Source organism: Micromonospora sp. NPDC007220, from assembly GCF_040634035.1.
Taxonomy (GTDB): domain Bacteria; phylum Actinomycetota; class Actinomycetes; order Mycobacteriales; family Micromonosporaceae; genus Micromonospora; species Micromonospora reichwaldensis.
Genome location: NZ_JBEYEU010000005.1, coordinates 123,304 through 148,519, shown reverse-complemented (window position 1 = coordinate 148,519; position 25,216 = coordinate 123,304). Strand labels below are relative to the sequence as shown.

General features: G+C 72.8%; 23 protein-coding genes. 9 read left to right on the top strand and 14 right to left on the bottom strand.

Going from position 1 to position 25,216, the window contains the following annotated elements; genetic code table 11:
- The first annotated feature begins 22 nt into the window (after positions 1-22).
- Positions 23-1,483 carry a hypothetical protein gene (locus ABZ573_RS13090; protein ID WP_151453183.1) on the top strand — a complete coding sequence of 487 codons (1,461 nt, stop codon included), beginning with the start codon at positions 23-25 and terminating at the stop codon, positions 1,481-1,483.
- 40 nt (positions 1,484-1,523) lie between these two features.
- Here the strand turns inward: ABZ573_RS13090 and ABZ573_RS13085 are convergent, their stop codons facing one another.
- From ABZ573_RS13085 to ABZ573_RS13075, 3 genes are read right to left on the bottom strand one after another with little or no spacing between them, the layout of a single operon-like run.
- Positions 1,524-2,288: an MBL fold metallo-hydrolase gene (locus ABZ573_RS13085; protein WP_327028327.1), complete on the bottom strand. Its 765-nt coding sequence runs from the start codon at positions 2,286-2,288 to the stop codon at positions 1,524-1,526.
- Between the two features lie 55 nt (positions 2,289-2,343).
- Positions 2,344-3,240 carry an RNA polymerase sigma-70 factor gene (locus ABZ573_RS13080; RefSeq protein WP_358118115.1) on the bottom strand — a complete coding sequence of 299 codons (897 nt, stop codon included), beginning with the start codon at positions 3,238-3,240 and terminating at the stop codon, positions 2,344-2,346.
- Positions 3,241-3,287: 47 nt separating this feature from the next.
- On the bottom strand, positions 3,288-4,496 hold the full coding sequence (locus ABZ573_RS13075; protein ID WP_358118113.1) for an FAD-dependent oxidoreductase: 1,209 nt from the start codon (positions 4,494-4,496) through the stop codon (positions 3,288-3,290).
- Between the two features lie 233 nt (positions 4,497-4,729).
- Between ABZ573_RS13075 and ABZ573_RS13070 the strand changes: the two genes are divergently transcribed.
- Positions 4,730-6,577: an ABC transporter ATP-binding protein gene (locus tag ABZ573_RS13070; RefSeq protein ID WP_358118111.1), complete on the top strand. Its 1,848-nt coding sequence runs from the start codon at positions 4,730-4,732 to the stop codon at positions 6,575-6,577.
- On the opposite strand, the gene ABZ573_RS13065 is transcribed toward ABZ573_RS13070, so the two are convergent.
- Both ABZ573_RS13065 and ABZ573_RS13060 read right to left on the bottom strand, forming a co-directional pair.
- On the bottom strand, positions 6,555-7,037 hold the full coding sequence (locus ABZ573_RS13065) for an NUDIX domain-containing protein (protein ID WP_358118109.1): 483 nt from the start codon (positions 7,035-7,037) through the stop codon (positions 6,555-6,557). The two genes, ABZ573_RS13070 and ABZ573_RS13065, sit on opposite strands and share 23 nt — an antisense overlap.
- 86 nt (positions 7,038-7,123) lie before the next feature.
- On the bottom strand, positions 7,124-7,621 hold the full coding sequence (locus ABZ573_RS13060) for an endonuclease domain-containing protein (protein ID WP_358118107.1): 498 nt from the start codon (positions 7,619-7,621) through the stop codon (positions 7,124-7,126).
- Between the two features lie 282 nt (positions 7,622-7,903).
- On the opposite strand from ABZ573_RS13060, the gene ABZ573_RS13055 reads away from it, so the two are divergent.
- The 3 genes from ABZ573_RS13055 to ABZ573_RS13045 all read left to right on the top strand — a co-directional run bounded on the left by ABZ573_RS13055 (position 7,904) and on the right by ABZ573_RS13045 (position 10,651).
- Complete coding sequence (locus tag ABZ573_RS13055; protein ID WP_358118105.1) at positions 7,904-8,722, top strand: CPBP family intramembrane glutamic endopeptidase; 819 nt, start codon at positions 7,904-7,906, stop codon at positions 8,720-8,722.
- An 82-nt stretch (positions 8,723-8,804) separates the two neighbouring features.
- Positions 8,805-9,755 carry a hypothetical protein gene (locus tag ABZ573_RS13050; protein WP_358118103.1) on the top strand — a complete coding sequence of 317 codons (951 nt, stop codon included), beginning with the start codon at positions 8,805-8,807 and terminating at the stop codon, positions 9,753-9,755.
- A gap of 56 nt (positions 9,756-9,811) precedes the next feature.
- Positions 9,812-10,651 (top strand): M55 family metallopeptidase, encoded by an 840-nt coding sequence (locus ABZ573_RS13045; protein ID WP_358118101.1) that lies wholly within the window; start codon positions 9,812-9,814, stop codon positions 10,649-10,651.
- Between the two features lie 11 nt (positions 10,652-10,662).
- Here ABZ573_RS13045 and ABZ573_RS13040 read toward each other — a convergent pair whose 3' ends face one another.
- From ABZ573_RS13040 to ABZ573_RS13030, 3 genes are all read right to left on the bottom strand, one after another.
- Positions 10,663-11,028: a nuclear transport factor 2 family protein gene (locus ABZ573_RS13040; protein WP_151453168.1), complete on the bottom strand. Its 366-nt coding sequence runs from the start codon at positions 11,026-11,028 to the stop codon at positions 10,663-10,665.
- A 106-nt stretch (positions 11,029-11,134) separates the two neighbouring features.
- Entirely contained in the window at positions 11,135-11,575 is a 441-nt protein-coding gene (locus ABZ573_RS13035; RefSeq protein ID WP_151453167.1) for a DUF6194 family protein, read from the bottom strand.
- A gap of 171 nt (positions 11,576-11,746) precedes the next feature.
- Entirely contained in the window at positions 11,747-12,577 is an 831-nt protein-coding gene (locus ABZ573_RS13030) for a nitroreductase/quinone reductase family protein (RefSeq protein WP_358118098.1), read from the bottom strand.
- Positions 12,578-12,896: 319 nt separating this feature from the next.
- On the opposite strand from ABZ573_RS13030, the gene ABZ573_RS13025 reads away from it, so the two are divergent.
- Entirely contained in the window at positions 12,897-13,472 is a 576-nt protein-coding gene (locus ABZ573_RS13025) for a maleylpyruvate isomerase N-terminal domain-containing protein (RefSeq protein WP_358118096.1), read from the top strand.
- A gap of 7 nt (positions 13,473-13,479) precedes the next feature.
- On the opposite strand, the gene ABZ573_RS13020 is transcribed toward ABZ573_RS13025, so the two are convergent.
- The gene (locus tag ABZ573_RS13020; RefSeq protein ID WP_327028315.1) at positions 13,480-13,950 is read right to left on the bottom strand and encodes a DUF1992 domain-containing protein; all 471 of its coding nucleotides are present in this window, start codon (positions 13,948-13,950) and stop codon (positions 13,480-13,482) included.
- A 63-nt stretch (positions 13,951-14,013) separates the two neighbouring features.
- On the bottom strand, positions 14,014-14,580 hold the full coding sequence (locus ABZ573_RS13015; RefSeq protein ID WP_327028314.1) for a GNAT family N-acetyltransferase: 567 nt from the start codon (positions 14,578-14,580) through the stop codon (positions 14,014-14,016).
- A 117-nt stretch (positions 14,581-14,697) separates the two neighbouring features.
- Here ABZ573_RS13015 and ABZ573_RS13010 point away from each other — a divergent pair, with 117 nt between their 5' ends.
- Positions 14,698-15,348, top strand: coding sequence for a LysE family translocator (locus tag ABZ573_RS13010; protein WP_151453162.1), 651 nt, complete (start codon positions 14,698-14,700; stop codon positions 15,346-15,348).
- 75 nt (positions 15,349-15,423) lie between these two features.
- On the opposite strand, the gene ABZ573_RS13005 is transcribed toward ABZ573_RS13010, so the two are convergent.
- Positions 15,424-17,460, bottom strand: coding sequence for a beta-galactosidase (locus ABZ573_RS13005; RefSeq protein ID WP_358118093.1), 2,037 nt, complete (start codon positions 17,458-17,460; stop codon positions 15,424-15,426).
- Between the two features lie 160 nt (positions 17,461-17,620).
- On the opposite strand from ABZ573_RS13005, the gene ABZ573_RS13000 reads away from it, so the two are divergent.
- Positions 17,621-19,960, top strand: a complete 2,340-nt coding sequence (locus ABZ573_RS13000; protein WP_358118091.1) for a TIM-barrel domain-containing protein — start codon at positions 17,621-17,623, stop codon at positions 19,958-19,960.
- 49 nt (positions 19,961-20,009) lie between these two features.
- Here ABZ573_RS13000 and ABZ573_RS12995 read toward each other — a convergent pair whose 3' ends face one another.
- Genes ABZ573_RS12995 through ABZ573_RS12985 form a run of 3 tightly spaced genes read right to left on the bottom strand, consistent with a single transcriptional unit; the run spans position 20,010 to position 23,673 of the window.
- Positions 20,010-20,981: a carbohydrate ABC transporter permease gene (locus ABZ573_RS12995; protein ID WP_151456472.1), complete on the bottom strand. Its 972-nt coding sequence runs from the start codon at positions 20,979-20,981 to the stop codon at positions 20,010-20,012.
- Positions 20,978-22,015: an ABC transporter permease subunit gene (locus tag ABZ573_RS12990; RefSeq protein ID WP_358118089.1), complete on the bottom strand. Its 1,038-nt coding sequence runs from the start codon at positions 22,013-22,015 to the stop codon at positions 20,978-20,980. Before ABZ573_RS12990 ends, ABZ573_RS12995 begins: the two co-directional genes overlap by 4 nt.
- On the bottom strand, positions 22,012-23,673 hold the full coding sequence (locus ABZ573_RS12985) for an extracellular solute-binding protein (RefSeq protein ID WP_358118087.1): 1,662 nt from the start codon (positions 23,671-23,673) through the stop codon (positions 22,012-22,014). Before ABZ573_RS12985 ends, ABZ573_RS12990 begins: the two co-directional genes overlap by 4 nt.
- A gap of 193 nt (positions 23,674-23,866) precedes the next feature.
- On the opposite strand from ABZ573_RS12985, the gene ABZ573_RS12980 reads away from it, so the two are divergent.
- Positions 23,867-25,087, top strand: a complete 1,221-nt coding sequence (locus ABZ573_RS12980; protein ID WP_358118085.1) for an ROK family transcriptional regulator — start codon at positions 23,867-23,869, stop codon at positions 25,085-25,087.
- Positions 25,088-25,216 lie beyond the last annotated feature (129 nt).

Sequence of the window (25,216 nt, the reverse complement as noted above, 5' to 3'; positions counted from 1 at the left end):
GAGCGAGGAAGGGCGGTTGCGCGTGGAGGGTCCGACCGGGGTGGTGTTCCCGAAGACCGACGCGGGACGCAGTACGTCCACGCTCGGGCGGGCGGTCGTCGCCGACGCCCTGCGCGCCGTCGATCCGGTCGGCGCGCGCTCGGCGGAACACGAGACGAACTGGCGCCACGGTTACCTCGGGCACTTCCGGCGGCTCGTCGAGGCCGGACTGCTCTCCCGCGAGGCCGCGGTGACGATCGCCCGGGACGGGCTCGCCTCGCTGCACCGCCGGATGGCCGTGGTGCGCGCCGACGGCACCGAGACCGGCCTCGGCGAGGTGTTCGACGCGCCCACCGAGGTCGCGCCGCTGCACACGGCGACGGTCGCCGGCACCGGCGAGGTCGACCGCGAGTTCTCCCTGCCGTACCGGGGCCGGCGGCTGCGCGGCGACGAGCTGCGCCGCCGGCTCGACGCGTGGGTGACCGCCGGCGTCGTCGAGCCCTCCTGCGCCGAGGCGGTACGCGCCGTCATGGCCAACCCGGACTGGCTCGACCTGCGCGACCAGCGCATCGTGGTGCTCGGCGCGGGCGCGGAGATGGGCCCACTGCCGTCCGTGCTGCGTTGGGGCGGCGACGTCGTCGCGGTCGACCTGCCGCGCCCGGAGATCTGGCGGCGCCTGCTGGACACGACGCGCCGTGGCGGCGGCCGGCTGCACCTGCCCGTCCCGGCCGGCACCGACCCCGACGACGGCGCGTTGGCCGCCCGGGCCGGCGCCGACCTGCTGCACAACCTTCCGCAGGTGGCCGACTGGCTGCTCGGCGTCGACGGCCGGCTCGTGCTGGGCAACTACGTCTACGCCGACGGCGCGACCAACGTCCGGGTCGCCACGGCGGTCGACGCGCTCACCCTCCGGTTGCAGGACCGCCGCGACGACGTGGCGCTCGCGTTCCTGGCCACCCCCACCGACGTCTTCGCCGTCCCCGGCGACGCGGTGCACCACGCCGAACGCGGCTACGCGGCGCGCGGCGTCGTCCGCCGGTCGTTGCGGGTCGCCTCCGGCGGCAGGCTTCTGCACCGCAACTACCCGCCGGGCGTCGACCCGGGCGTCAACGACAGCCTCGTCCCCCAGCAGGGGCCCAACTACGCGCTGGCGAAACGCCTGCAACGGTGGCGGGCCACGGTGGCCCGCGACGGCGGGGCGACCGTGTCGTTCACCGTCGCCCCGCCCACCCGCACCCGCTCGGTGCTGCGCAACCGGGCGCTGGCCGCCGCGTACGCCGGTGCGCACCGCTTCGGCATCGAGGTGTTCGACCCGGCCACCAGCAACACACTGATGGCCGCGCTCCTGGTGCACCACCTGCGTACGGGCGCTCCGGCGCTGCCGCACCCGTGGCAGGACGAGGCGTACGGCGCCGCGCACGGCGGACTGTGGCGGGTGCCGTACGCCCCGCGCAGCGCCCTGGGCCTCGCCGTCCTGCTCGGACTCGGCGGTGCGCGGACCTGACCTGCCCCGACCGCCGACGGCTCCCCGGCGGCCGCTCAGCTCAGCCGAGCTGGAGACGGTCGGCCAGGTCGGCCCGGGTGAACGCGGCGACCACGTCGTCACGCCCCTCGGTGAAGTGGGCCCAGCTGTCCACGTGCACCGGCACGACCCGCCGCGCGCCCAGGATGCGGGCGGCCTCGGCGGCCTGGGCGCTGTCGAGGGTGAGCAGCGCGCCGTCGAACATGGGGGTACGCACGGCCCCGGCGAACAGCACGGCGGTGTCGACCGGCCCGAAGCGTTCGGCGATCTGCCGGACCAGGTCGAGCGAGGCGTTGTCGCCGCTGACGTAGACCGTGGGCAGGTCGGCGGCGGTCAGGACGAACCCGACGACCTCGCCGGTGAGCGGCTCGCAGCCCTCCGGGCCGTGCCGGGCGGGCACGCCCGTCACGGTCACGGTGCCCCCGCCGGGGCGCTCCAGCTCGACGGACTCCCACGGCGCCAGGCCCCGGGCGGTGCCGCCGAGACGACCCGCGCCGCTGGGAGTCGTCACGGTCAGGGCGACGTCGGCCAGCAGGGCTCGACCGGCGTGGTCGAGGTTGTCGGGGTGCTGGTCGTGGGAGAGCAGCACCGCGTCGACGGGGCCGAGGTCGGCCGCGCCGGCGGCGGCGGGGGCCGTCTTGGTCAGGACCATGCCGGGACCCAGCGGGTAGTCGCCGGGGGCGTCGAAGGTCGGGTCGGTCAGGAACCTGAGGCCGCCGTACTCGATGAGGGCGGTCGGGCCGCCGAAGACGCGGACGGGGACGGTCGTCGTGCTGGTGTCGGTCACCACGGTTCCTCACGGTCGGGGGATGGCTCTGCCGTGAGGAACCGTAATCGACCGTTCATCGCAGGGTGAGCGGGGTCTCCGACCCGATGCGAGTCAGCTTCTGCGGGTTGCGGACATAGTAGAGGCCGGTGATCCGTGCGTCCTCGACACGCAGCGCCAGCACGCCGTCGATCTCGCCGTCGAGGCGTACGAGCAGTGCCGGGTTGCCGTTGACCACGGTCGGCCCGCCGGTGAGCACGCCGTCGAGCCTGCTCAGACCACCGAAGAACATCCGGGCCACCTTCTCCGCGCCCGTGACCGGCCGCAACGCGGCCTGCATGACACCGCCGCCGTCGCTGACCAGGACGACCTCGGGGGCGAGCACGTCGAGCAGGCCCCGCAGGTCCCTGGTCTCGATCGCGTGTCGGAACGACTCCAGCGCCGCCCGGGCCTCGCTCGGCGAGACCACCCGACGGGGGCGGCGGGCGTCGACGTGCTCGCGGGCGCGGTGCGCGATCTGCCGGACGGCGGCGGGGCTCCTGCCGACGGCGGCGGCGATCTCGTCGTAGCCGACCTCGAACGCCTCCCGCAGCACGAACACGGCGCGCTCGGTCGGCGACAGCGTCTCCAGGACGAGCATCAACGCCATCGACACGCTCTCGGCGAGTTCGACGTCCAGAGCCACGTCCGGCGCGGTGAGCAGCGGCTCGGGCAGCCACGGGCCGACGTACGCCTCCCTGCGGCGCTTCATCGCGCGCAGCCGGTTGAGCGACTGCCGGGTCGTGATCCGGACCAGGTAGGCGCGCCGGTCGCGTACCCGGTCCATGTCGACCCTGACCCACCGCAGCCAGGTCTCCTGCAGGACGTCCTCGGCGTCGGCCGCCGATCCGAGCATCTCGTACGCGACGGTGAAGAGCAGGTTGCGGTGGGCGACGAAGGTCTCCGTCGCCGCGTCGGTGCCGTGGTCGCTCATGTCCCCCCTGCGCTCCTTCGCGGTCGGCCCCCGGTGGTCGAGGGCTCTCATGACGGCCGGGCCGCCCGTGCGGTGGTGGCCGTCGCCTCGACGCGCCTGGCCCGCAGCAACTGCTGGCGCGTGTCGTCCTTGATCCGCAGGGCGAGCGAACCGGGTCTGCGTGCCTCGTACGCCAACTGCCAGATGATGCTCCTGCAGACGAGTTCCTTGAGCTTCGCGGCCGGGCGCCCGCCGAGGTGCAGTCGCACCGCGGTGTCGTTCCGGCGGGAGAACTGGAACAGGCCGGCGCGACGCCCCAGGCTGACGCACTGGCCGGCGAACCCCACGTGGACCGGCGCGGGCTGCTCACCCGCGAGCCGGCTGAGCACCGTCTCGGCGGCCTGCGGGCCGAGCTGCATCGCGGCCTGGCAACTCATCCGGAACGGCAGGTCCGACGGCGCCGCCGAGTCCCCGGCCGCGACGATGCGCACGTCGTCCACGCTCGTCAACGTCTCGTCCGTGAGCAGCCGGCCCGACGCGTCGGTGCTCAGCCCGCTGCGGCCGGCCAGGTCCGGCACGCCGAATCCGGCGGTCCAGATGGTCACCGCGCTCGGCAGCCGGCGACCGCCACCGAGCCGCACGGCATCGCCGGCGACGGCCGTCACCGTCGCGTCGGGTCCGTCGAGCACGGTCACTCCGAGCCGGGCGAGCCTCGCGGCCACCGAGCGCCGGACCCGCGGATGCAGGTACGGACCGAGCACCTCACCGCAGACCAGGGTCACGGCGCGCCCCGCCTCCGCCAGCTCGGCGGCGGTCTCGATGCCGGTCGGGCCCCCGCCGACCACCGTCACCGGGGCCCCGGCGGGAGCGGCGGCGAGGACGGGCCGCAACCGCTGGGCCTCCTCCAGGCTCGCCACCGGGTAGGCGAACTCGGCCGCCCCGGGCACGTCCGGGGCGGCGCTGCCGCTGCCCACCGCGTAGACCAGGTAGTCGTAGCCGACCGTGCCGCCCGTCGCCAGCGTCACGCGGCGCTCCGCAGCGTCGATCCGGGTCACGCTGTCGACGACCAGCCGCACGCGCCCGGCCAGGACGTCCCGGTAGTCGACGACCGCGTCGTCGGTCCCACCCACCAACTGGTGCAGGCGGATCCGCTCGACGAAGGTCGGCCGCGGGTTGATCAGGGTCACTGTCACGTCGTCGCGCCGGGTCAGGCGGTTGGCCGCCATGACGCCCGCGTACCCGCCGCCGATCACGATCACATCGGTGTTCCCGTTCATGGTGTCTCCTCCGTTTCCTGGGCCTTCGGTCTCAAGACACCGCGTGACCGACCGTTGTGACATGCGTGGGCCAGATCACTGCCCGGGCCCCGGGCGCGAAAAAGGAAGGTGGCGCGCCGCGATGTCGCCTAGCCTCGCGAGGACACCCACCGACACGAAGCGGAGATCGATCATGAGGACGTCCGGCGGTTTCCCCGGTTCCCTGTCCGTCTCCACCGCCGGAAAGGCACTTCGTGTTCGGTCTGTTCGAAAACCCTGTTGATCCCTTCCCGACCGGCGACGACCGCACCCCGGCCGCCGGCGCCCGGCGGTTCCTCCTGGAGGAGTTCCGACCGCTACGACCGGTCGTGACGGCGGCCGTCGCCACCACCGTGCTGGCCGCCGCGATCGAGGTGTGGCTCATCGGGTACGCCGGACGCCTCGTCGACACGCTCGCCGCCGCGAGCCCGGACCGGCTCTGGGCCGACCACGGCACCGGGTTGCTCACCGTCGCCGTGTTCGTGCTGCTGGTCAGGCCGCTGATCCACGTCATCGGCGAGGCGCTGGACGACATCGCGTTCCGCGCCAACGCCCGCCCGCTCGCCCGCTGGCGGGCACACCGGCACGTGTCCCGGCAGTCCGTCGGCTGGTTCCGCGCCGATCTCGCCGGACGCATTGCCACCCTGGTACGCGACGGCGGCGATGCCGCCAGCACCGCCGCGTACTCGGTCGTCCACACGCTGGTGTTCGTGATCGCCTACATCGCCGGCTCGGTGTGGCTGATGTCCACGATCGACGTGCGCCTGCTGCTCCCACTGGGGGCCTGGATACTGGCGTACGCGCTGCTCATGCGGTGGATCGTGCCGCGCTACCGGCGCGCGTCGGAGCGCCTGCAGGACGCGGAGTCCGCGCTGACCGGCCTGCTCGTCGACTCGTACGGCAACGTCGACACGCTCGCGCTGCTCGGCGGCCAGGACAGCCGCACCGCACACGACCGCCGGGTGTTCGCGCTGTCCAGGCGCGCACACCTGGACCTGCAGCGGGTCGAGGTGACGATCAACGGCACCATGATGGCGCTGAGCAGCGCGCTGCTCGTCGGACTGGTCGGATACGGGATCGCGCTCTGGCGTACCGATGCCGCGCCCCTGGGTCTCGTCGCGGCCGCGCTGGCGCTCAGTTTCCGGATCACCGCGATGGCGGAGTGGCTCCTGGACGCGGTGTCGTCGCTGTTCAGGTCGGTCGGCGCGCTCCGGCGGGCCCTGCGGACCGTCGCGCAACCGCTCGCGGTCGCGGACAAACCCCAGGCGACCCAGCTGCGGGTACGGGGTGGAGCCATCACCTTTACGCAGGTCAGCCACCACTACGGCCGTGGCGGGGGCGGGCTCGACCGGCTCAGCCTCGACGTCGCCGCCGGTGAGCGCGTCGGCATCGTCGGCAGGTCGGGTGCGGGCAAGTCCACGCTGGTCGGACTGCTGCTGCGGTTCCACGACGCGGAGTCCGGCACGATCATGATCGACGGCACCGACATCACGGACGTGACGCAGGAGAGCCTGCGCGGCCAGATCGCCATGGTCGCCCAGGAGGCCACCCTGCTGCACCGCTCGGTCCGGGAGAACATCGCCGGCCCCGACGCCGAGGACGCACGGGTCGAAGCAGCGGTACGCCGGGCGTCCGCCGACCGGTTCGTCGCCACGCTGAGGGACCCGGACGGTCGGACCGGCCTGGACGCGCATGTCGGCGAACGGGGCGTGCGCCTCTCCGGTGGCCAGCGGCAGCGGATCGCGCTGGCCCGCGCGTTCTACCGGGACGCGCCGATCCTGGTCCTGGACGAGGCCACGTCCGCGCTCGACTCCGAGGCGGAGGCCGCCATCCACGGCACGCTCAGCGAGGTGATGACCGGCCGTACGGTGATCGCGATCGCCCACCGACTCTCCACCATCGCCCGCATGGACCGGATCGTGGTCCTCGACGCCGGCCGGATCGCCGAGCAGGGCACCCACGCGCAGCTGCTGGAACGCGGCGGGCTCTACGCGGACCTGTGGTCGCGGCAGTCCGGCGGATTCCTCGGCACGGCCGCGGTCAGTGCCGCAGCGGTCCGGTGACCTCGATCGGCTCCACGTGCCCGGTCAGCGGCGCCCGGCGGTGCAACTCGAGCCCGACGTCGATGACGACGGACCGCTCCAGGGCACCCACCCGCGGCATCGGGATCCACCGCGCCAGGTCGGTCGAACCGCCCGTCTCGTCACGAAGCTCGCCGCCGGTGACGCGTACGTCATAGAAGACGCCCACGCTGTGCAGCTCCGCGCCGTCGGGGCCGCCCCACTCGACGTACCTCGCCCGCGAGTCCACACCGAGCAACCGCTCGACCTGGACCTCGTAGCCCGTCTCCTCGGCCGCCTCGCGGACGACCGCGTCGAACGGATCCTCGCCGTGCTCGACCCTCCCACCCGGCAGCGTCCAGTGTCGCTGGGACCCGTCGGGCGACACGTACCGGGCAAGCAGCAGATGTCCGTCCCGCAGACACACGCCGTACGCGGCGACCCGCAGCCGTTGCGCGACCACTTAGCTCCCCTTCCGAAACGACGACGCCCATCCCCGACCCACGGCCAGAGCATCGTCAGATCAACCTCGATCACCCTCGCGCCAGATCACGCTTCTGTCGCAGGCCTCGATTGCGGCACGAGCGGTGCGTCCTCCCGTGCCAGGAGGTAGCGGGCCGCCGCCATCAGCGCCTCGGGCGAGTCCTGGAACGCGCCGAGGCCGATATTGCACTCACCGCAGAGTAGACCGCGTACTTGCCGGGAGTTGTGGCAGTGGTCCACGACGAGGCGAAACGGCTCGGAGTTCGGTGTCCCGTCAAGCCGTGGCCGGCCTCTGGACCCGACCTTCAGTTCGCTCTCATGGCGACCGCAGATGGCGCACCGGTAGTCCTGAGCCACACGCCGCGCGTCGTACTCCTGCGGCCTGATCCGGTAGAAGGACCAGAGGTTGTCGGCTCGGATCTTGTCCGGATTGGCTCTGCGGTTCTTGTGGTTGTTGGCGCGGGCGTACTCGCGGCACGAGGCGCACGCGACCAACTCTCGGCCGGCCTTCATGAAGCTCTCGAGCGGTCGGGTCTTCTCGCACCGATTACACACCTTGGACACGTAACAACAATACTCCATATTGTTGTTACCCAAGAACAGTCATTATGATGTGCTTCCGATTTGCCCCCTTCGCGACGACTCTTTACTGGTTTATCGTTACCGGTAATCCGGTAATCCACGAGGAGGGGTGCCCGTCCCGTTCCAGCTGAGTTGAGGCAGGGCGTTCAGACGGGTCGGCTCACGCAGCGCAACTGGAACCGAGCGCCCGGACCGCGGTCAAACCCCGCTGACCAGTGTCATGAGTCATTCCCCGCAGCAACAACGCTCTGACAGACTCCGATCGTGACCGCCACCTTCTGGAACCGACCAGCGACGTGGAAGGCGTTCCTGCTGGTCGGGGCCTACCTCGTCTTCTTCCTTGCCGTCGGACAGCTGGTCGGCGTGGTGGCCGGTGACGACATCGACAAGGACAACGTGCTCGCCGACCCGGCCAGCATCTTCCTCGCCCTGGTGCTGCCCATCGCGATCGGCGCGGCCGCCCTCATCGTCTTCGCCTGGCGGGTGGGCTGGCTCCGGGCCATCTTCGGACCTCAACCGATCCGCGGCCGTGGCTGGATGTGGATCGGGCCGGTGCTGGCGCTCCTCGCGGTCGTCGGCCATGTCGGGGCCACCAACTGGAGCAACTGGAGCGGTCAGCAGATCGCGCTGATCGCTCTTCTCGGTCTGTGCGTCGGCGTCGCGGAAGAGCTGGCCACCCGCGGACTCGCCGTCAAGATGTTGCGCGACGCCGGACACGGCGAACGGTTCGTCGCGATCGTGTCGTCTCTGCTGTTCGCCCTCATGCACTCGGTCAACCTGCTCTCCGGCATGCGGCTCTCGACCGTCGCGAGCACGATCGTCTACACCTTCTGCTTCGGCATCTGCATGTACCTGGTCATGCGCGTGACCGGCACGATCTGGGCCGCCATCATCCTGCACGGCATCACCGACCCGACGACGATCCTGTCCAGCGGTGGCATCGACCAGGCCGTCAACGCCGGCGGAACGGACGGCTGGTCGGCGCTCACGGGTCTCGCCACGATCGGGTTCATGCTGTTCGCCGTCGTCGCGATGTTCTTCATCCGCGGCAACGCGACCGCCAAGCCGACGATCAACGCCTGAACAGGCACCACGCGGTGTGGGACGCCGCCCCTGAAGCACGCCGCCACGCCTGGTCGACGTACCCCCTGGCTACCATGCTGCGATGATCGAGGAACTGGTCCGGGCGGCCGGAGCCGGCGACGACGCCGCGCTCGAGGAACTGATCGAGATCGCCGCCGCCGAGCCGGCACGCCTCGCCGGACACCTGAGCCTGCTGCTCGACGCGGGCGTACTGTGGCCGCCGACCTTGTATCGCGGCGCGACCGGAGACGTGGTCCGCCGGATCGTCGACGACGTCGACGCTGGCCAGTCCCCCCTCCGGCTCAACCATCTGCTGCTCATCCTCGCGCGCTCCGGCGACCCACGCGCCGAGCAGGCCCTGCGGCGATGGCAGGAGCAGCCGCCGGCCGGTTTCGACAAACTGCACGTCGGGGCGCTGGCCTACGCCCACCAGGCCGGTTGGACGGTCGCTCCCGACGGCAGCCGCCGGGAGCTGTGCGCACCCTCGGCGTACCGATTGGTCATGAACGAGGTGCCACGGCCCGCCGGCGACCCCACCTGTCCGTGGTGCGCCTCCCCGCTGTGGACCATCGCCGACCTCGACACCGACGCCCCCGAGGTGGGCGAGGTCCTGGCCCACACCGGCTGGGCCGGCCGGCTGAGAATCGTGACCTGCCACCTCTGCGCCTGCTACACCACGCTGTACTGCCAGGTCACGACCGACGGCGACGCCGTCTGGTGGACGGGCAACAGCCGCCCGGATTGGGCGCCGGCCACCACCGAGCCGGCGGACCCGCCGGCCGTGCTTCCCGCCGTCGGTCCCCGCCGGGCCACGCCGTTCGAGGCCAGCGCGTGGCACGAGGGCGGCTCCACCCTGGGCGGCCATCCCGACTGGATCCAGGACGCCGAGCACATCGACTGCCCCGCCTGCCGCCAGCCGATGGACTATCTCGGCCTGGTCGGCGGAGCCGACGTGGACTTCGGCGAGGGCGCCTACTACCTGCACCTGCACGCGCCCTGCGGCGTCGCGGCGGTGAACTACCAGCAGAGCTGACCGCAGCGCGCTCGCGGTGCCCCCTGCGGCCCGATCGGCGTCGGTACGGTGAGGTGATGACGACGGAACCCACGGTGCTGATCTCGGCCGACATGGAGGGAATCTCGGGGATCGTCCACCCGACCGAGACGAATCCGGGCGGCTACGACTACGAGCGTGCCCGCAGGCTGATGACGGCCGAGGTGAACGCGGCCATCCTTGGTGTGCTCGACGCGGAGCCTGACGCGGACGTGCTGGTGGCGGACGCGCACGGACCCTTCCGCAACCTCCTGCCCGAGGAACTCGACCGCCGGGCGCGACTCGTCCGCGGCAGGCCCCGCCCCCTGAGCATGGTCGCCGGCCTCGAGATGGGCGCCGACGCGCTGCTGCTCGTGGGGTACCACGCGCGCGCCGGTGCGGGACCGGCGGTGCTGGCCCACACCATGAGCGACGCGGTGCTCGACGTACGCCTCAACGGGCGGCCGGCGGGCGAGATCGGCCTCAACACCGCCGTCGCGGGGCACTTCGGCGTGCCCGTGGTGCTACTCAGCGGTGACGACGTCGCGTGCGCCGAGCTGCGCGACCTGGTCCCCGACGCGGTGACCGTCGAGGTGAAGTGCGCGCTGGGCCAGGCGGCGGCGGTGACGCTGCACCCCGGTGAGGCCCAGGAGCGCCTTCGGCGGGCAGCCGCCACGGCGGTGGCACGGCGTGCCGAGGTGCCGCCGCTGACCTTCGCCGGGCCCGTCGACGTCGAGGTCGACCTGTACAGCCCGACGACCGTGGACCAGGCGACGCTGGTGCCCGGTTTCGCCCGCGCTCCCGGCGCGCGTACGGTGACGTTCACCGGCCAGGACATGGTCGAGGTGTACCGGGGGGTGCAGCTGCTGGTGCAGCTCGGCCAGATCAAGCCCGGCTGACCTCTCGCCCGTCAGCGGTGGTCGTTCTCCTTCAGCTCGATGACCCACGCGCGGCGCTCGGCGATCTTGCCGTCGCGCATGACGAACACCTCCGCCATCGACATGCGCATCTCCTCGCCGGTGTCGCGCCGCACCGAGCCGACCAGCTCCGCCATCACGGTGTCGCCCTGCTCCACCATGCGTACGACCTCCAACCGGGGCGGCGGCACGAAGCCCGGCCCCTCGATCGCGGCGTCGTACGCCTCCTTGCCCTTCAGGTGGAAGGCGCCGTAGACCGTCCACTCGATGTCGTCGGTGAGGCAGGACAGGATCTGCGCGTGGTCGTTCTTCCGGAAGCCGTCCAGGTAGGTCTCGACGGTCTGCGTGTTACGCGACATCGCGCGGTGTCCCCTCGTCTCGGCGAGCCTGCCCGACGGCAGACCTGCCGAAACTAACCCCGGGGTGTGACGGCCGGTGCGTGGGACGCGCCGGCCGCCACGAAACTCAGGACGAGCCCCGCCGGGACCGGTGGTTGGCGTGCTTGCGGGCCGCGAAGTCGTACGCCTCGGCCAGCAGTTGCCGCACCGTGTCCACGCTCGCCTCGCCGGGGTTCACGACACACACCCAGTGCTGCGGGGCGTAGACCGGATGCGGCAGCACGGTGTCCGGCACCGAGTGGTCGACGTCCGGCCCGTGCCCCTGCGGAAACAGCGCCCCGTACGCCGAGCGGGTCAGCCCGACGTTGAGCCGCCACGCACCCGGTCGGCCCAGGTCGGAGGCGTCGTCGTAGTGGTCACCGGTCACGATCGTCGCGAACGGCATCTGTCGCTCGGCGGGCAGGTCCCGCCCGGGGTCGTAGATGTAGAAGGTGTCCCCGTTCGCCTCCAGGGCGTTCACCCCGTCGAAGGTCTCGCAGATGTACCGCTTCATGTCCCCCACGTCCATGCCTCAATTTTTTCATTGAAATGCTTCTTGAGGCTTACGCCGGTTTTCGACCGCCCGTAGGCGGTGAACCCTCAAATCCGGACACAACCGGGTCGCGCACGGCAACCCACGACGATCGGAGCGGACTCCGCCCCGCGACCGGGGCCGCTCGCGGGACGGAGTCGCCTGCCGTCAGCCGGTGCCGTCGAGGACGGGAATGAGCTGCTCCTCCTCGTACGTCAGATGGGCCTCCAGCTCGGTGCTGAGACGCTCGACCTCCCGGCGGGCCTCGTCGGGGTCGGCGTCGGGGTCGCCGACCACCTGCTGGAGGCGTTCGACGAGGGCCGCGATGCGCTGGTGCTCCTCGCGTAGCCGGGCCAGCGCCGGGGCGAGGTCCGGCCGTTGCCCCTCCAGGCCGGCGAACATGCCGTCGTCCTCGTTGCGGTGGTGGTGGTGCAGGCCGTGGCAGAAGGTCAGGCAGTTCACCCGCAGCTGCGCGCCCAGGCCCGGGCCTGAGCGGGCGACCTCGTCGCGGATCAGCGCCAGCTCCCGGCGGAACGCGTCGTGGACGAGTTTGAGCGCCGCACCCCAGGACGCCGCCTCCGGCGGCCCGCCCGCCACCTGGTGCAACGCCACCACGGGAATGATCCGCGCGGTCTTCGCCTGGTACGCGGCCCAACCGGGGTCGGCCTCCACGGCCCGGGCGAAGATCTCGTCGCGTTCGGCGCCGGCCAGCACGACCGCGTGGGCCTGGTAGGTGAAGACCCCGTCCTCGACGGTGGCGAGCGGGTCGGCGAGGAGGTTGTGATACCAGTCCGGGTGTCTCGGGCCGCCCCCGGCCGAGGCGATGACGAGGATGCGTTCGCCGTCGGGCAGGTAGCCGACCGGGGTGGTGTGCGGGGTGCCGGAACGGGCCCCGGTGGTGGTGAGCAGGATCAGCCGGCCCCCCTCGAAGGGACCCCCGACCCGGCCGTGGTTGGCGCGGAACTCGTCGATGATCTGCTGGTTGAAGTCGTTGGGCAATGCTCTGCTCTCTGCTCGGGCAGGGATGTGCGGCCACGATGGATCGCCCGCCCGGCGACCGGTGGCGGCGAGGATGCGGATACGCCGGACGACTGGCGTGGACGGTGGAAGCGCGCTGCGGTGGACGTGGCGTCGACACCGGCAATCGCGGGAACGGCGGGCCACGGGCCCGCCCCCGGCTCACCTGACGGCCGGGTGCCCTGTCCGCTCGTGGCCCATGGCCGACCCGGCAGTCACGGATCCGACCGTAGTGCGGGTGACGACGGCTGGCAAGCGTCATCTGGTTGCGGCAGCGGTGGCGCGGTGGCACGGTCGGCAGATGCCCGAGCTGACCGGCGTCGACGTGGACCGCGCCGTGACCGAGATGACCGCCGTCCTCGGCCCGCACACCGGGCGGGACTGGGGCGTGCCGGCGGGCGGGCTGGACTGGAGCTGCTGGACCACCGCCGCGCACGTCGCGCACGACCTGCTGGCGTACGCCGGCCAGGTGAGCGGGCGACCCGACGACGGCTACCTGCCGTTCGACCTGGCCGTCTCCCCCGCCGCCGGCGCGGCCGAGGTGCTACGGGTCGTCGTCGCCTGCGGCGGCCTGCTGCGGGCGGCCGTCGACGCTGCCCCGCCGGAGACGCGGGCCTGGCACTACGGGCCCTGCGACCCGGCGGGCTTCGCGGCGATGGGGGTGGCGGAGACGCTGCTGCACACCGACGACATCGCCCGCGGCCTCGGGGTGTCCTGGCAGCCGCCGCAGCCACTGAGTGCCGCCGTGGTGCGGCGCCTCTTTCCGGACGCGCCCGCCGGGCCCGCGCCGCAGGTGCTGCGGTGGCTGACCGGCCGTGGTGAACTGCCCGGCCGCCCCCGGCGCACGTCCTGGTCGTGGCGGGCGGCGGTGGACTGACCGAGGGCTACGCCACCCGGCGGCGCCAGGGCGGTCGCCAGCCCCGCCGGCGCGGCGCGGCCGCCGGGGCCGGGACCGGGATCGCGGCGGCGGTGGTCTGCCGCTCGTCCCGCCAGCGGCGGACCACCTCGTCGGCGTTGACCGGGCGCACCGCGACCCGGGGCCCGGTGGGCGTACGCAGCCACGAGAGGATCTGGGCGTTGAGGTCGGCGACGAACGCGCGCACGGACTCCTCGGTCGGCAGGTCACGCACCTCGTCGGGCACCTGTTCGATGCGGCGGCGCAGTTGCAGCGGCGTCGGCAGCAGCAGGTCGGTGGGGAGCTTCTCCCGCTCCAGGAAGCTCTTGATCCACCACGACTCGTCGTACGGCTGGCCGCGACCGGGGATCGGCTTGCCCATGCCCGGCAGGTCGTCGAACTCCCCCTGCTCCTGCGCCGCGCGGATGCGCGCCTCGACCGTCGCTTCCCAGCTGTCCACCTGCCGACACCTCCCCCGGACCCCACGGTAACGCGGCCACCGCGTCGGGGCCGACGGAAGACGTCAGCGCCCCGACCCGGCCGGGCATTCCCGGTCCGACCGGGCCCAGTGGGCGTGCCGGTGACCGTCGCGGGGGAACGGCGGGCGGGCCGGCAGCACCTCCTGGAAGACGTAGCCGGCCTTCTCCGCGACGCGGCAGGACGCGGGGTTGTCGATCTGGTGCAGCAGGTCCAACCGCCGCAGGCCGGCGAACCGGGCGAACGCCCAGTCGGTGACCGCGCTCAGGGCGTGCGGGGCGACGCCCCTGCCCCGCGCGGGCGCGGCGGTCCAGTAGCCGACCTCGGCGTCCCCGCCGCCTTCGGTGACGTTCTTGAGGACCACCTGCGCCACCAGGGTCTCGCCGACCGGGTGCTGCTCCAGCACGGCGAAGCAGAACCGGTGGCCGTCGTCCCAGTCCCGGTGTGCCGCGGCCAGGAACCGGCGCGCCTCGGCGGTCGTGGTCACCGGCGCCCGGGTCCAGCGCAGCAGCACCGGGTCGCGGTACGCGGCGATCAGGGCGTCGGCGTCGGCGTCGCGCCAGGGACGCAGCAGGAGCTCCGGCAGGGTCGCAGTGGCGGGGGCGTGCAGCATCGGCCCAGTGTGCCCAACGTCGTGTCGACCGTGGGGGCGCGCGGCACGCCGGCACGGGTCGGCGGCGCGGCGGCGTACGGCGTAGGGTCGGCGCGAGCATCGGCAACGGGGGGAACCATGGTCGGTACGGGTGCACTGGTGGGCATCGCGCTGGTGGCGCTGGGGATGGTGTTGACCCCCGGGCCGAACATGGTCTACCTGGTGTCCCGGTCGGTGACGCAGGGCCGGCGGGCGGGGCTGGTGTCGCTGCTGGGCGTCGCCGCCGGGTTCGGCATCTACCTGGCCGCTGCGGTCGCCGGCATCGCCACGGTGTTCGTGCTGGTGCCCGCCCTGTACACGGCGGTCAAGCTGGCCGGCGCGGCGTACCTGCTGTGGCTTGCCTGGCAGGCGCTGCGACCGGGCGGGCAGTCACCGTTCGCCCCGGCGCCGCTGCCGCCGGACCCGGCCCGGCGGCTGTTCACCATGGGCCTGGTCACCAACCTGCTGAACCCCAAGATCGCGATCCTCTACGTGTCGCTGCTGCCGCAGTTCATCGACCCGGCCCGTGGCCACGTGGCGGCGCAGAGCCTGCTGCTGGGGCTGACCCAGATCGCGGTGGCGCTGACGGTGAACGCGCTGATCGTGCTCAGCGCCGGCGCGCTCGCCGGGTTCTTCGCCCGCCGGCCGCTGTGGCTGCGGGTGCAGCGACTCGTGATGGGCACGGTGCTGGCGGGGCTGGCGGTGCGGATCGCCGCCGACCGTTCCCGCGCCGCCGTCGCCATGCCCTGACCGCCAGCCCTACCCCTGACCAGCGGGCCCGCCCCGACAGCGCAGCGGGCGGCGACGGGAGTTCGCGAGGACGGGTCAGCCGCCCTGGCGACCCGGGTCGCCAGGGCGGCCGGCGCCGGTCTCCCGGAGCACAGCCGCGCCCCCGGCGGGCAGGTGCACCTCCGTGTCGGCCGTCGCGCCGGTGAGCAGGTCGACCCCGGCCGCCGGGACCCGCTGCGGCCGGTCGGTGTGATTGAGCAGGAACAGCCAGCTCGCCCCGACGGTGCGGCGGCGGACCGCCTCGACCCCGGCCGGCGCCGCCGGGCAGACGGGTGTCGCGCCGGCCGCCCGCGCCGCCTGCGTCACCAGTCGACGGTAGGTGGCGTCGTCGGGTCGGGTGGACAGGTACCAGGCCGTGCCGGCGCCGCTGCGGTGGCGGGTGACCGCCGGCAGCCCCGCGAGCGGGCCACCCGCGTACGAGGCCACCGGCTCCGCGCCGGCGAGGCGTACCGTCTCGACCCAGAGGCGACCGGTCCCGGCGTCGGACAGCGGTACCGTCTCGCCGTCGGCGAGGGGGTGGAACTCCTCGACCCGTACGCCCAGCACCTCGCGGAACGCCCCGGGGTGACCGCCGAGCCGGACGCGGGCGTGCTCGTCGGCGACCCCGCTGAGCCACGTCACCAGCAGGTGACCGCCGCCGTCGACGTACGCGCGCACCCAGTCGGCGGTGGCGTCGGAGGCCAGGTAGAGGGCTGGCAGCACCAGCAGGCGGTACCCGTCGAGCCGGTCGCCGGGCAGCACGATGTCGGTGCCGAAGCCGGCACGCCACAGCGCCCGGTGCGCCGCCGACACCTCGTCGCGGTGGTTGAGTCGCGGCGACGGCATCCCCGGGTGGCCCAGGGCCCAGCCGCTCGCGGCGTCCCAGGCGATCGCGACGGCGGCGTCGACCGTGCCGTCGACCTCCGAGATCCGCTCCAGCGTCGCGCCGAGGTCGACGGCCTCCCGGAACACGCGGGTGTCGGGGCCGGCGTGCGGCACCAGCGCGGAGTGGAAACGTTCCGCCCCGCCGGCCGGGGCCCGCCACTGGAAGAACATCGCCCCCCGTGAGCCGCGCGCGACGTGGGACAGGCTGTGCCGCAGCGTCCGGCCGGGCTCCTTGGCGTGCATCCGCCCGCCGGTGTGGATCTGGTTGGGGGCGCTCTCCATCAGCAGCCACCGCGCCGGGCGGCCGACGTCGCCGTCGCCGTGCCGCGCCCAGCCCCGGGCCAGGTCGGCGGCGAGGGCGGTCTGCTCCTCCGCGCCGCCGTCGGTGGCGTCCGGGTAGTGGTCGATCGCCACCAGGTCCACCTCGGCGGCCCAGCGGGCGTGGTCGACCGGCACCCAGTCGCCGAGGACGTGGTTGGTGGTGATTGGGATCGCCGGGTTGGCCGCCCGCAGCAGGTCGCGCTGCTCGGCGTACGCGGCGAGCAGGGTGTCCGACCAGAAGCGGCGGAAGTCCAGCAGGTGCCCCGGGTTGGCCAGGTACTGCGTGGCGCGGGGCGTGTCGACCTGCGCCCAGTCGGTGTAGTGCTGGCTCCAGAAGCTGGTGGCCCAGGCGGCGTTGAGCGCGTCGAGGTCGCCGTGCCGGTCGGCCAGCCAGCGCCGGAACTCCCGGGCGGTGTGCGGGCAGTGGCAGGTGGTGCCGTACTCGTTGTGCACGTGCCACAGCGCGAGGGCCGGGTGGTGGGCGTAGCGGTCGGCGAGGGCGGCGGCGATGCGCCGGGCGGCGGCCCGGTAGGCGGGCGCGGCGGCGCAGTAGGTGTCCCGGCTGCCGTGGTGCAGGCGTACGCCGTCGGCGGTCACCGGCAGGGCGTCGGGGTGGGCCAGCGAGAACCAGGGCGGGGGCGACGCGGTCGGGGTGGCGAGGGCGACGGAGATGCCGTTGTCGTGCAGCAGGTCCAGCACCTGGTCGAGCCAGTCGAAGGTGTACCGGCCGGGCTCCGGTTCGAGTCGCGACCAGGCGAACACGCCGACGGTGACCAGGTTGACCCGGGCGCGGCGCATGAGGGCGACGTCCTCGCGCCACACCTCGGCCGGCCACTGTTCGGGGTTGTAGTCGCCGCCGTAGCGCAGCCCCGCACCGTCACCCCACATCGCTCACCGCCAGTTTGTTGGGGAAGCGTCCAAAATATTGACGACGTTTGCGCCTGTCAACGCCGATGCTTCGCCGATCCGGTGCAGGTTTTCGTTGACAGTTAGTTGAGGAGCCAAAGAAACTGACGGGACCGCCGGAACCATCCTGGAGGAGACGCCGATGCCCTACCGACCGCCGTTGGTCCCGTACGAGACCTTCGTGGCCGACCCACCCGACCTGCCGGTGCGCGGCCCCGGCGAGGACGCGGCCGCCGTCGTCGGTCGGGCCGAGGTCGTCGCGACCGACGCGCACGGGGTGACGTTCAAGGCCGCCCTCTCCGACGGCGCGAGCATGGTGGTGCGCGTCGACGCCGCCGGCGAGGGGGTGATCCGGGTACGCCTGTCCGACGATCCGCAGGCCCGCAGCCGCTCCGCGCGGGCGCTGCCGCTGGTGCACCCCGGCACCCACCCGGCCACCGTCACCGTCGACGAGGCCCGCGTTTGGGTCGACGCCGGCGCCGTGGTCGCCGAGATCCGCCTGGACCCGTGGCACCTGCGCTTCCTCGGCGCCGACGGGCGGCTGCTGCTCGAGCAGGACCCGGGCACCCGCGACATCAGCGGCCGGCGGCGCACCCTGCCGTTCGGCCGCTCCACCGTCGACGGCGCGCCCGTCGCCTGGCACGAGAGCTTCGTCGCGCCCGGCGACGAACGCTTCGTCGGCTTCGGAGAGAAGTTCACCCCGCTGGACAAGCGGGGCCAGCGGCCGCTGATGTGGAACTTCGACGCCTTCGGCGGCGAGTCGGACCGCTCCCACAAGAACGTGCCGTTCTACCTGTCGGACCGGGGCTACGGGGTGCTGGTCGACAGCGGGTTGCCGGTGCAGTTCGACGTCTGCCAGTCCACCCACAGCAGCGTGCAGATCCTGGTCCCCGACGACCTACTCGACTACTACGTGCTGGCCGGCCCGACCCCGGCGCAGGTGCTCGACCGCTTCGACCGGCTCACCGGCCGGCCGTACCTGCCGCCGAAGTGGGCGTTCGGCGCCTGGGTCTCCTCGGGCTTCTTCCCCGACTCGCAGGAGCGGGTACTCGAGCGCGCCCGCCTGCTGCGCGAACGCGGCATCCCCTGCGACGTGCTGCACCTGGACTGCTACTGGCAGGTCGCCGGCCGCTGGTCGGACCTGCAGTGGGACGCCGAGGCGTTCCCCGACCCGACGGCGATGCTGCGGACCCTCGCGCGGCAAGGCTTCCGGGTCTGCCTCTGGATGAACCCGTACCTGATGACCGACAGCCCGCTCTACGCCGCGGCGGCCGAGGCCGGCTACTTCCTGCGCCACGCCGGCGGCAGGCCGTACGTCGCCGACGTCTGGCACGGCAGCCACCCGGCGAGCGCCATCGTGGACCTCACCAACCCGGCCGCCGTCGAATGGTTCACCGGGCTGCTGCGGCCCCTGCTGGAGCAGGGGGTGGCGGTCTTCAAGACCGACTTCGCCGAGGGCGTGCCCGTCGACGCCGTCGCCCACAACGGGATGACCGGCGTCGAACTGCACAACGTGTACGCGCTGCTGTTCAACGACGTGGTCGCGCAGGTGACCGAGGAGGTGACCGGGCACCGCACGGTGTGGGCCCGCTCGTCGTACCTGGGCGGGCAGCGGCACAGCGCACAGTGGAGCGGCGACGTCAACGCCACCTGGCCGGGGCTGGCCAGCACCCTGCGCGGCGGGCTGTCGCACGGGCTCTCCGGCGTGCCGTTCTGGAGTCACGACACCGGCGGCTTCCACGGCACCCCGACGCCCGAGCTGTACGTCCGGTGGACCCAGTTCGGCGCGTTGTCGCCGCTGGTCCGCCTGCACGGCACCACCAGCCGGCTGCCGTGGGACTTCCCCGCCGAGACCGAACGCGACGCGGTGGCCGCCCTGCGGCTGCGCTACCGGCTGATGCCCTACCTGTGGTCCGCGGCGGTACGGTCGGCCGCCGACGGCACGCCGATGATGCGCGCGCTGCTGGTGGACACCCCCGACGACCCGACCGCGTGGACGACGGACCTGCAGTACCGCCTCGGCACCGACCTGCTGGTCGCCCCCGTCACGGACCCGTCCGGGCGGCGCGACGTCTACCTGCCCGTCGGCGACGACTGGGTCGACGCCGCCACCGGCGAGCGGCACCGCGGCGGGCAACGCCTGCGGGTCACCGTGCCGCTGCACCGGTCGCCGCTCTACGTCCGGCACGGCGCGATCGTCCCGGTCGTGGCGCCGGGCGACACGGTCGGCGACGGGCCGTTCGCCGACGTCACGCTGGTGAGCTGGGGCGCGGTCGACGCCCGTAGGGTGCTGCACGACGTCGACGGCGACACGGTCGTGACGGCCGTACGCGACGGCGACACCCTGCGCGTGGACACCGACGGCCCGCTGCGGGTGGCGCACGTCAGCGTCGCCGGCGCGGACCTGCCGGCCCGGCTGCTGCTCAACGGCGAGCCGGTCACCCCGGCGCCCTTCGACGGATGGTTCCCCGACCCGGCGTGACGGCGCGCGGCGCCCGACCCGTCAGGGGTCGGGCGCCGCGCGGGCCCGGTCAGCCCTTCACCGCGCCGGTGATCACACCCTTGGTGAAGTGCCGCTGCACGAACGGGTAGACGATCACCGCCGGCACGACGGTCACCATCACCACCGCCATCTTCACCGCCAGGGTCGGCGGGTACGCGCTGATGCCCGGCAGGCTCACCGCGGCTCCGGACACGTTCGGCGACTGGCCGGCGAGGATGTAGCTCTGCAACACCCGCTGGATCGGGAACTTGTCGTTGTCGTCGATGTAGAGCACCGCGTTGAAGTAGGCGTTCCAGTAGCCGACGGCGTAGAAGAGACCGACGACGGCGATCACCGCCCTGGACAGCGGCAGCACGATGCGCCACAGGATGCGGAACTCCCCCGCGCCGTCGATGCGGGCGCTGTCGAGCAGCTCACCGGGGACGTTCATGAAGAACGCCCGGATCACCACCAGGTTGAACACGCTGATCGCGCTGGGCAGGATCAGCGACCAGATGCTGTCCTTGAGCCCCAGGCCGGTGACCACGAGGTAGCTGGGCACCAGGCCGGGAAAGATCAGGAAGGTCAGCAGGAAGAAGAAGAGCAACCCCCGGTGCCCCACCGACCCGGGCCGGGACAGCCCGTACGCGGCGAGGACGGTGAGCACCAGGCTCACGGTCGTACCGAGGACGGTGACCAGCGTACTGATCCACACGGCCTGGGTGATCTGCCCACCGCTGAAGATGGTGATGTACGCCGACGGGTCGATCTCGCGGGGCACCATCACCATCCCGCCGGCCTCGTCGATCGTGCTGCGCGAGGCGAGGCTGGTCACCAGCACCGCCCACATGGGCACGAGCACGGCCGCGACGAGCGCCGTGAGCACCGCTCCCTTGGCCAGCGTGCCCAGCGGCGTGGGCGGTTCCTCCCAGGCGGGTCGCTGGGACCGCCGCCGCCTGGGCAGGGGATCGGGTGTCGGGCGCGCCGACACGGGGCCGACGCCACTGAGCTGTGCGGTCATGATCTTGCGTACACCCCCTGCTCGCCGAAGCGGTGCGCCACCTTGTTGGCGGCGAGGATGAGGACCAGCCCCACCACTGCCTTGAACAGGCCGGCGGCGGCGCCGAGACCCCACTGCTGGGTGCTGATGGCCTGGTAGTAGACGAACGTGTCCAGCACCTCGGCGGCCTCCCGACCGACCGCCTCGCGTTGCAGGATGAACTGCTCGAAGCCGACCGACAGCGCGTCGCCCAGCCGCATGATGAGCAGCAGCACGATCACCGGGCGCAGGCCCGGCAGGGTGATGTGCCACAGCCGCCGCCACCGGCCGGCCCCGTCGGCCGCCGCCGCCTCGTACAGGTTGGGGTCGATCGCGGACAGCGCGGCCAGGAAGACGATCGCGCCCCAGCCGACGTCCTTCCACACCGACTCGGCGGTGACCAGGACGATGAAGGTGTCCGGGTTGGTCATCACGTCCCAGGGCTGCATGCCGGCCTCGCGCATCTCCTGGGCCAGCAGGCCGGCCCCGCCGAGCATCTGCACGAAGAACGTGACCACCAGCACCCAGCTGAAGAAGTGCGGCAGGTAGACGACGCTCTGCACGAAGCCCCGCACCCGGCCGGAGACCAGGCTGTTGAGCAGGATCGCCAACATGATCGGCAGCGGGAAGAAGAAGACGAGCTGGAACGCGGTGATGGTCAGGGTGTTGCGGACCGCGTCCCAGAACAGCGGGTCGACGAACAGCGCCTCGAAGTTGCCGAAGCCGATCCACTCGCTGTAGAGGAACGCCTCGAGCGGGTCGTCGCCGACGAACGGGTTGTAGTCCTGGAAGGCGATGACGTTGCCCAGCGTCGGCAGGTAGTGGAAGACCAGCAACAGGCACGCGGCGGGCGCTGTCATGGCCAGCAGCGGCCAGTCCCGGCGCAGCCGGTCCCGCAGGGTACGCCGGGGCCGGACGGGCGGCGTACGACCGGCGGCCCGGCCCCGACGGCCGGGCCGGGTCGGGCGGGGGTCCGCTGGCGCGTCGACCGCGCCGGCGGTGCCCGGGCCGCTCATCGGCCGTTGTCGGCGAGCGCCTTCTCGTGGAACGCGCGCCCCTCCTCACCGCCGGAGGCGAGGAACTCCTTCGTCACCTGGTCGAGGTCGCTGATCGGGCGACGGCCGCGCAGGATGTCGCGGATCTTGTCCTCCGTCGGCTGGATGATCTTCGACCAGTTGGCCGGCAGCTCCAGTTTGATCCCGGCGAACAGGTCCTTCTCCAGCAGGCCGATGTTCTTCTTGTAGTAGTCCAGGTACTGCTGGACGTAGTTCGGCGTGTCGCTGCTCTTCACCTTCACCGGCACCCGGCAGAAGTTGTACTGGCCGCCCAGCTCCTTGCGGCCGAGGTCGCTGGGCAGCGGGCTGCCGTCGGGGCCCCGGGTGAAGTGCGTGCCCTCCACGCCGTACTCGCGCAGCTCGAACTCGCGGCTGCCGAACGGCGCGGCGCACCAGTTGAGCACCCGCAGCAGCTCGTCGACCCGCTCCGCGCCGGCGCCCTTCTTGAGGAAGGTGAAGAAGATCGGCTTCTCGCTGCCCCAGATGACCGGCTGAGCGCCGGCCGCGCCGAACACCGGCAGCGGCTGCATGTCGAAGCTCGGCAGGATCTTGGACTGCTCGCCCTGCAGGCCCTGCCACGCGCCGAGCCCGTCCTGGAACATCATGATCTTGCCGGCCTTGAAGAGCTGCTTCTCGTCGGCGCCCTTGCTGGCCACCGTGTCGGGGTGCACCAGCCCCTCGGCGAAGAGCTTCGCGGTGAACTCCAGGGCCGCGCGGAAGCCCGGGTTCTCGAACTTGTGCTCCAGGCCGCCGTCGGCCTTCTTGCGCCAGGTCTGCTGGCAGCCGAAGAACTGCTGCACCATGTCGAAGATGCTGCCGAACGCCCACACCCCCTTGCCCGGGTCGGTGAGCTTCCTGCCCAGCTCGTGCAGCTCCTCCGGCGAGGTGGGCGCGGTCAGGCCGGCCTTGTCGAGCAGGTCCTTGCGGTGGAACAGCGCCCACGCGAACACCCCGTCGGTGGGGTACGGCACGGCGTAGAGCCGGCCGGCCCAGACCGAGTACTCCCACGCGCCGGTGGGCAGCGCGGCGAGGTACGGGTACTTCGCGGCGCTGTCGCCCTTGAGGTGGTCGGTGAGGTCCTCGAACAGCGCCTTGACGGCGTCGGAGAACCGGGCGACCTTGTCGACCTCCCAGTTGGGGACCATGAGCAGGTCGGGCACGTCGCGGGCGCCGAGCATCGCGTTGAGCTTGTCGGCGTAGGTCGTGCCGTCCTGCAGGCTCGGGTCCAGATCCACGCCCAGCTTGGCGTTGACCGCCGCCAGGTAGGAGTTGCGGCCCAGCGTCGGCGGGGTGGGCCCCCACCACGGGCTCATGCTGCGGATCGCCGGGCCGCCCCGGCCGGGCTGCTCGGTGACGGCGTCGACCAGGCTGCGGGGGTAGCTGAGGTAGCCGTCGGGGATCGGCCCTTCCCCGACGATGTCGGGCTTGAGCAACTCGGCCGGCTTGTGGGCGGGCAGCACCGACCGGATGGCGTCGCCCTTCGTGGCGCTGCCCTTGCTCCCGGCCTCCTTGCTGCAACCGGCCAGGGTGGCGCCGCCCATCGTCGTGGCGGCGCCGAGGCCGAGCAGGCGCAGCAGGGACCGTCGGTCGGTGGATACGCCCGGCAGGGACGGCTTCACGGCGCACTCCCTTCGTCATCGGATAACGGTTTCGCGGACCGTTCGTGTCCGGCTAGAATTAGTTGGGGTTCTAGCCAAACAAACTAATCGACGGTGATCCGTCCCACAAGACAGCGGCACCCGCCACGTACGCGATGATGGGGCGCGCGGCACCACCGGGATCGCGCACCGTCGCCCAGGGAGCGGACAGATCGTGATCAGCAGCCACAGCGAACCGCGGCCGAGCGACCTCGGCGACGTCCGTACGGCCAACCGGGCCGTCGTGCTGCGGCACGTCCGCCGCCACGCCCCCTGCTCCCGGGCTGACATCGCGGCGCACACCGGCCTGAACAAGGCCACCGTGTCCAGCCTGGTCGGCGAGCTGATCGAACGGCGGCTGCTACGCGAGACCGGGCTGACCGAGAACCGGGTCGGGCGCCCCGCGACCATGCTCGTCCTCGACGGCGCCCCGTACGCGGCCCTGGGCATGCAGATCGCCGCCGACGAACTGGTGGTGGTGGCCGTCGACCTGGCCGGCGCCCGGCTGCTCACCTGGCGGCGTGCCTTCGCCGCGCCGACGTCCTCCCCCGCCGAGACGGTCCGCGCGCTGGCGGCCCTGGCCCGGCGGGCGATCACCCGGCTGACCGGGCAGGACCGCCGCGTGCTCGGCCTGACCGTGGGCGTGCCCGGCCTCGTCGACGCCGACGGCGCCGTTCCCCGGGCCACCGCGCTCGGCTGGCGGGACGTGCCCCTCGCCGCCGACCTGCGCGCCGCACTGCGCGAGCCCGGTCTCACCGTCGACGTCGACACCGACGCCAACCTCGCCGTCCTCGCCGAGCACCGCCACGGCGCGTACGCCGGGGCCGCCCACCTGGTCCACCTCACCGGCGGGGCCTCCGTCGGCGCGGGGATCGTCGCCGGCGGCCGGCTGCTGCGCGGCGGACGGGGATTCGCGGGCGAGATCGGGCACCTGACGCTCGACCCGGCCGGTCCCGCCTGCGGGTGCGGGCGGCGCGGCTGCCTGGCCGCGTACGCCGGGCTGCCGGCGGTGGTCGGCCGCCTGCTGCCCGACACCCAGCAGGACGGGCCGGTCACCGACTTCCTGCCGGAGATCGAACGGATCCAGGCGCTGGCCCGCCAGGGCGACCCCGGCGTCCTGGCCGGACTGGCCGACGTCGGCTGCCGGCTCGGGCACGCCGCTTCCGTCCTGGCCAATCTGCTCAACCCGCAGGCCGTGGTGGTCGGCGGGCACCTCGCGACCCTGGCCCCGTGGCTGCTGCCGGCGGCCCGCACGGAGTTCGCCGCGCGGACCCACGCTCCGCAGGCCGGCGGCTGCCTGCTGGACGCCTCCACCCTGGACTCGGCGGCCACCGCGCTCGGTGGCGCCACCGCCTCGCTCGCCGCCGTCGAGTCGGGTCGGCTCCCCGCGGCGTGACCCCCGGGGCCAGCGGGCCTTGACCGGACCGGCGCGGGGTGCCAACCTCGAACCGCCGCCCTGTGGCTCGGGCACCCGGGGCGGCATGTCTCGCGCAGTCGTCGAAGCGCTTCAACGCTTCCGGGCCGG

Excerpts from the sequence above, each read along its gene's own strand:
- ABZ573_RS13080 (WP_358118115.1), bottom strand. The coding sequence starts at position 3,240 with ATGAGCGACCACGGCACCGACGCGGCGACGGAGACCTTCGTCGCCCAC.
- ABZ573_RS13075 (WP_358118113.1), bottom strand. The coding sequence starts at position 4,496 with ATGAACGGGAACACCGATGTGATCGTGATCGGCGGCGGGTACGCGGGC.
- ABZ573_RS13050 (WP_358118103.1), top strand. The coding sequence starts at position 8,805 with ATGATCGAGGAACTGGTCCGGGCGGCCGGAGCCGGCGACGACGCCGCG.
- ABZ573_RS13045 (WP_358118101.1), top strand. The coding sequence starts at position 9,812 with ATGACGACGGAACCCACGGTGCTGATCTCGGCCGACATGGAGGGAATC.
- ABZ573_RS13040 (WP_151453168.1), bottom strand. The coding sequence starts at position 11,028 with ATGTCGCGTAACACGCAGACCGTCGAGACCTACCTGGACGGCTTCCGG.
- ABZ573_RS13035 (WP_151453167.1), bottom strand. The coding sequence starts at position 11,575 with ATGGACGTGGGGGACATGAAGCGGTACATCTGCGAGACCTTCGACGGG.
- ABZ573_RS13025 (WP_358118096.1), top strand. The coding sequence starts at position 12,897 with ATGCCCGAGCTGACCGGCGTCGACGTGGACCGCGCCGTGACCGAGATG.
- ABZ573_RS13015 (WP_327028314.1), bottom strand. The coding sequence starts at position 14,580 with ATGCTGCACGCCCCCGCCACTGCGACCCTGCCGGAGCTCCTGCTGCGT.
- ABZ573_RS13010 (WP_151453162.1), top strand. The coding sequence starts at position 14,698 with ATGGTCGGTACGGGTGCACTGGTGGGCATCGCGCTGGTGGCGCTGGGG.
- ABZ573_RS13005 (WP_358118093.1), bottom strand. The coding sequence starts at position 17,460 with ATGTGGGGTGACGGTGCGGGGCTGCGCTACGGCGGCGACTACAACCCC.
- ABZ573_RS13000 (WP_358118091.1), top strand. The coding sequence starts at position 17,621 with ATGCCCTACCGACCGCCGTTGGTCCCGTACGAGACCTTCGTGGCCGAC.
- ABZ573_RS12995 (WP_151456472.1), bottom strand. The coding sequence starts at position 20,981 with ATGACCGCACAGCTCAGTGGCGTCGGCCCCGTGTCGGCGCGCCCGACA.
- ABZ573_RS12990 (WP_358118089.1), bottom strand. The coding sequence starts at position 22,015 with ATGAGCGGCCCGGGCACCGCCGGCGCGGTCGACGCGCCAGCGGACCCC.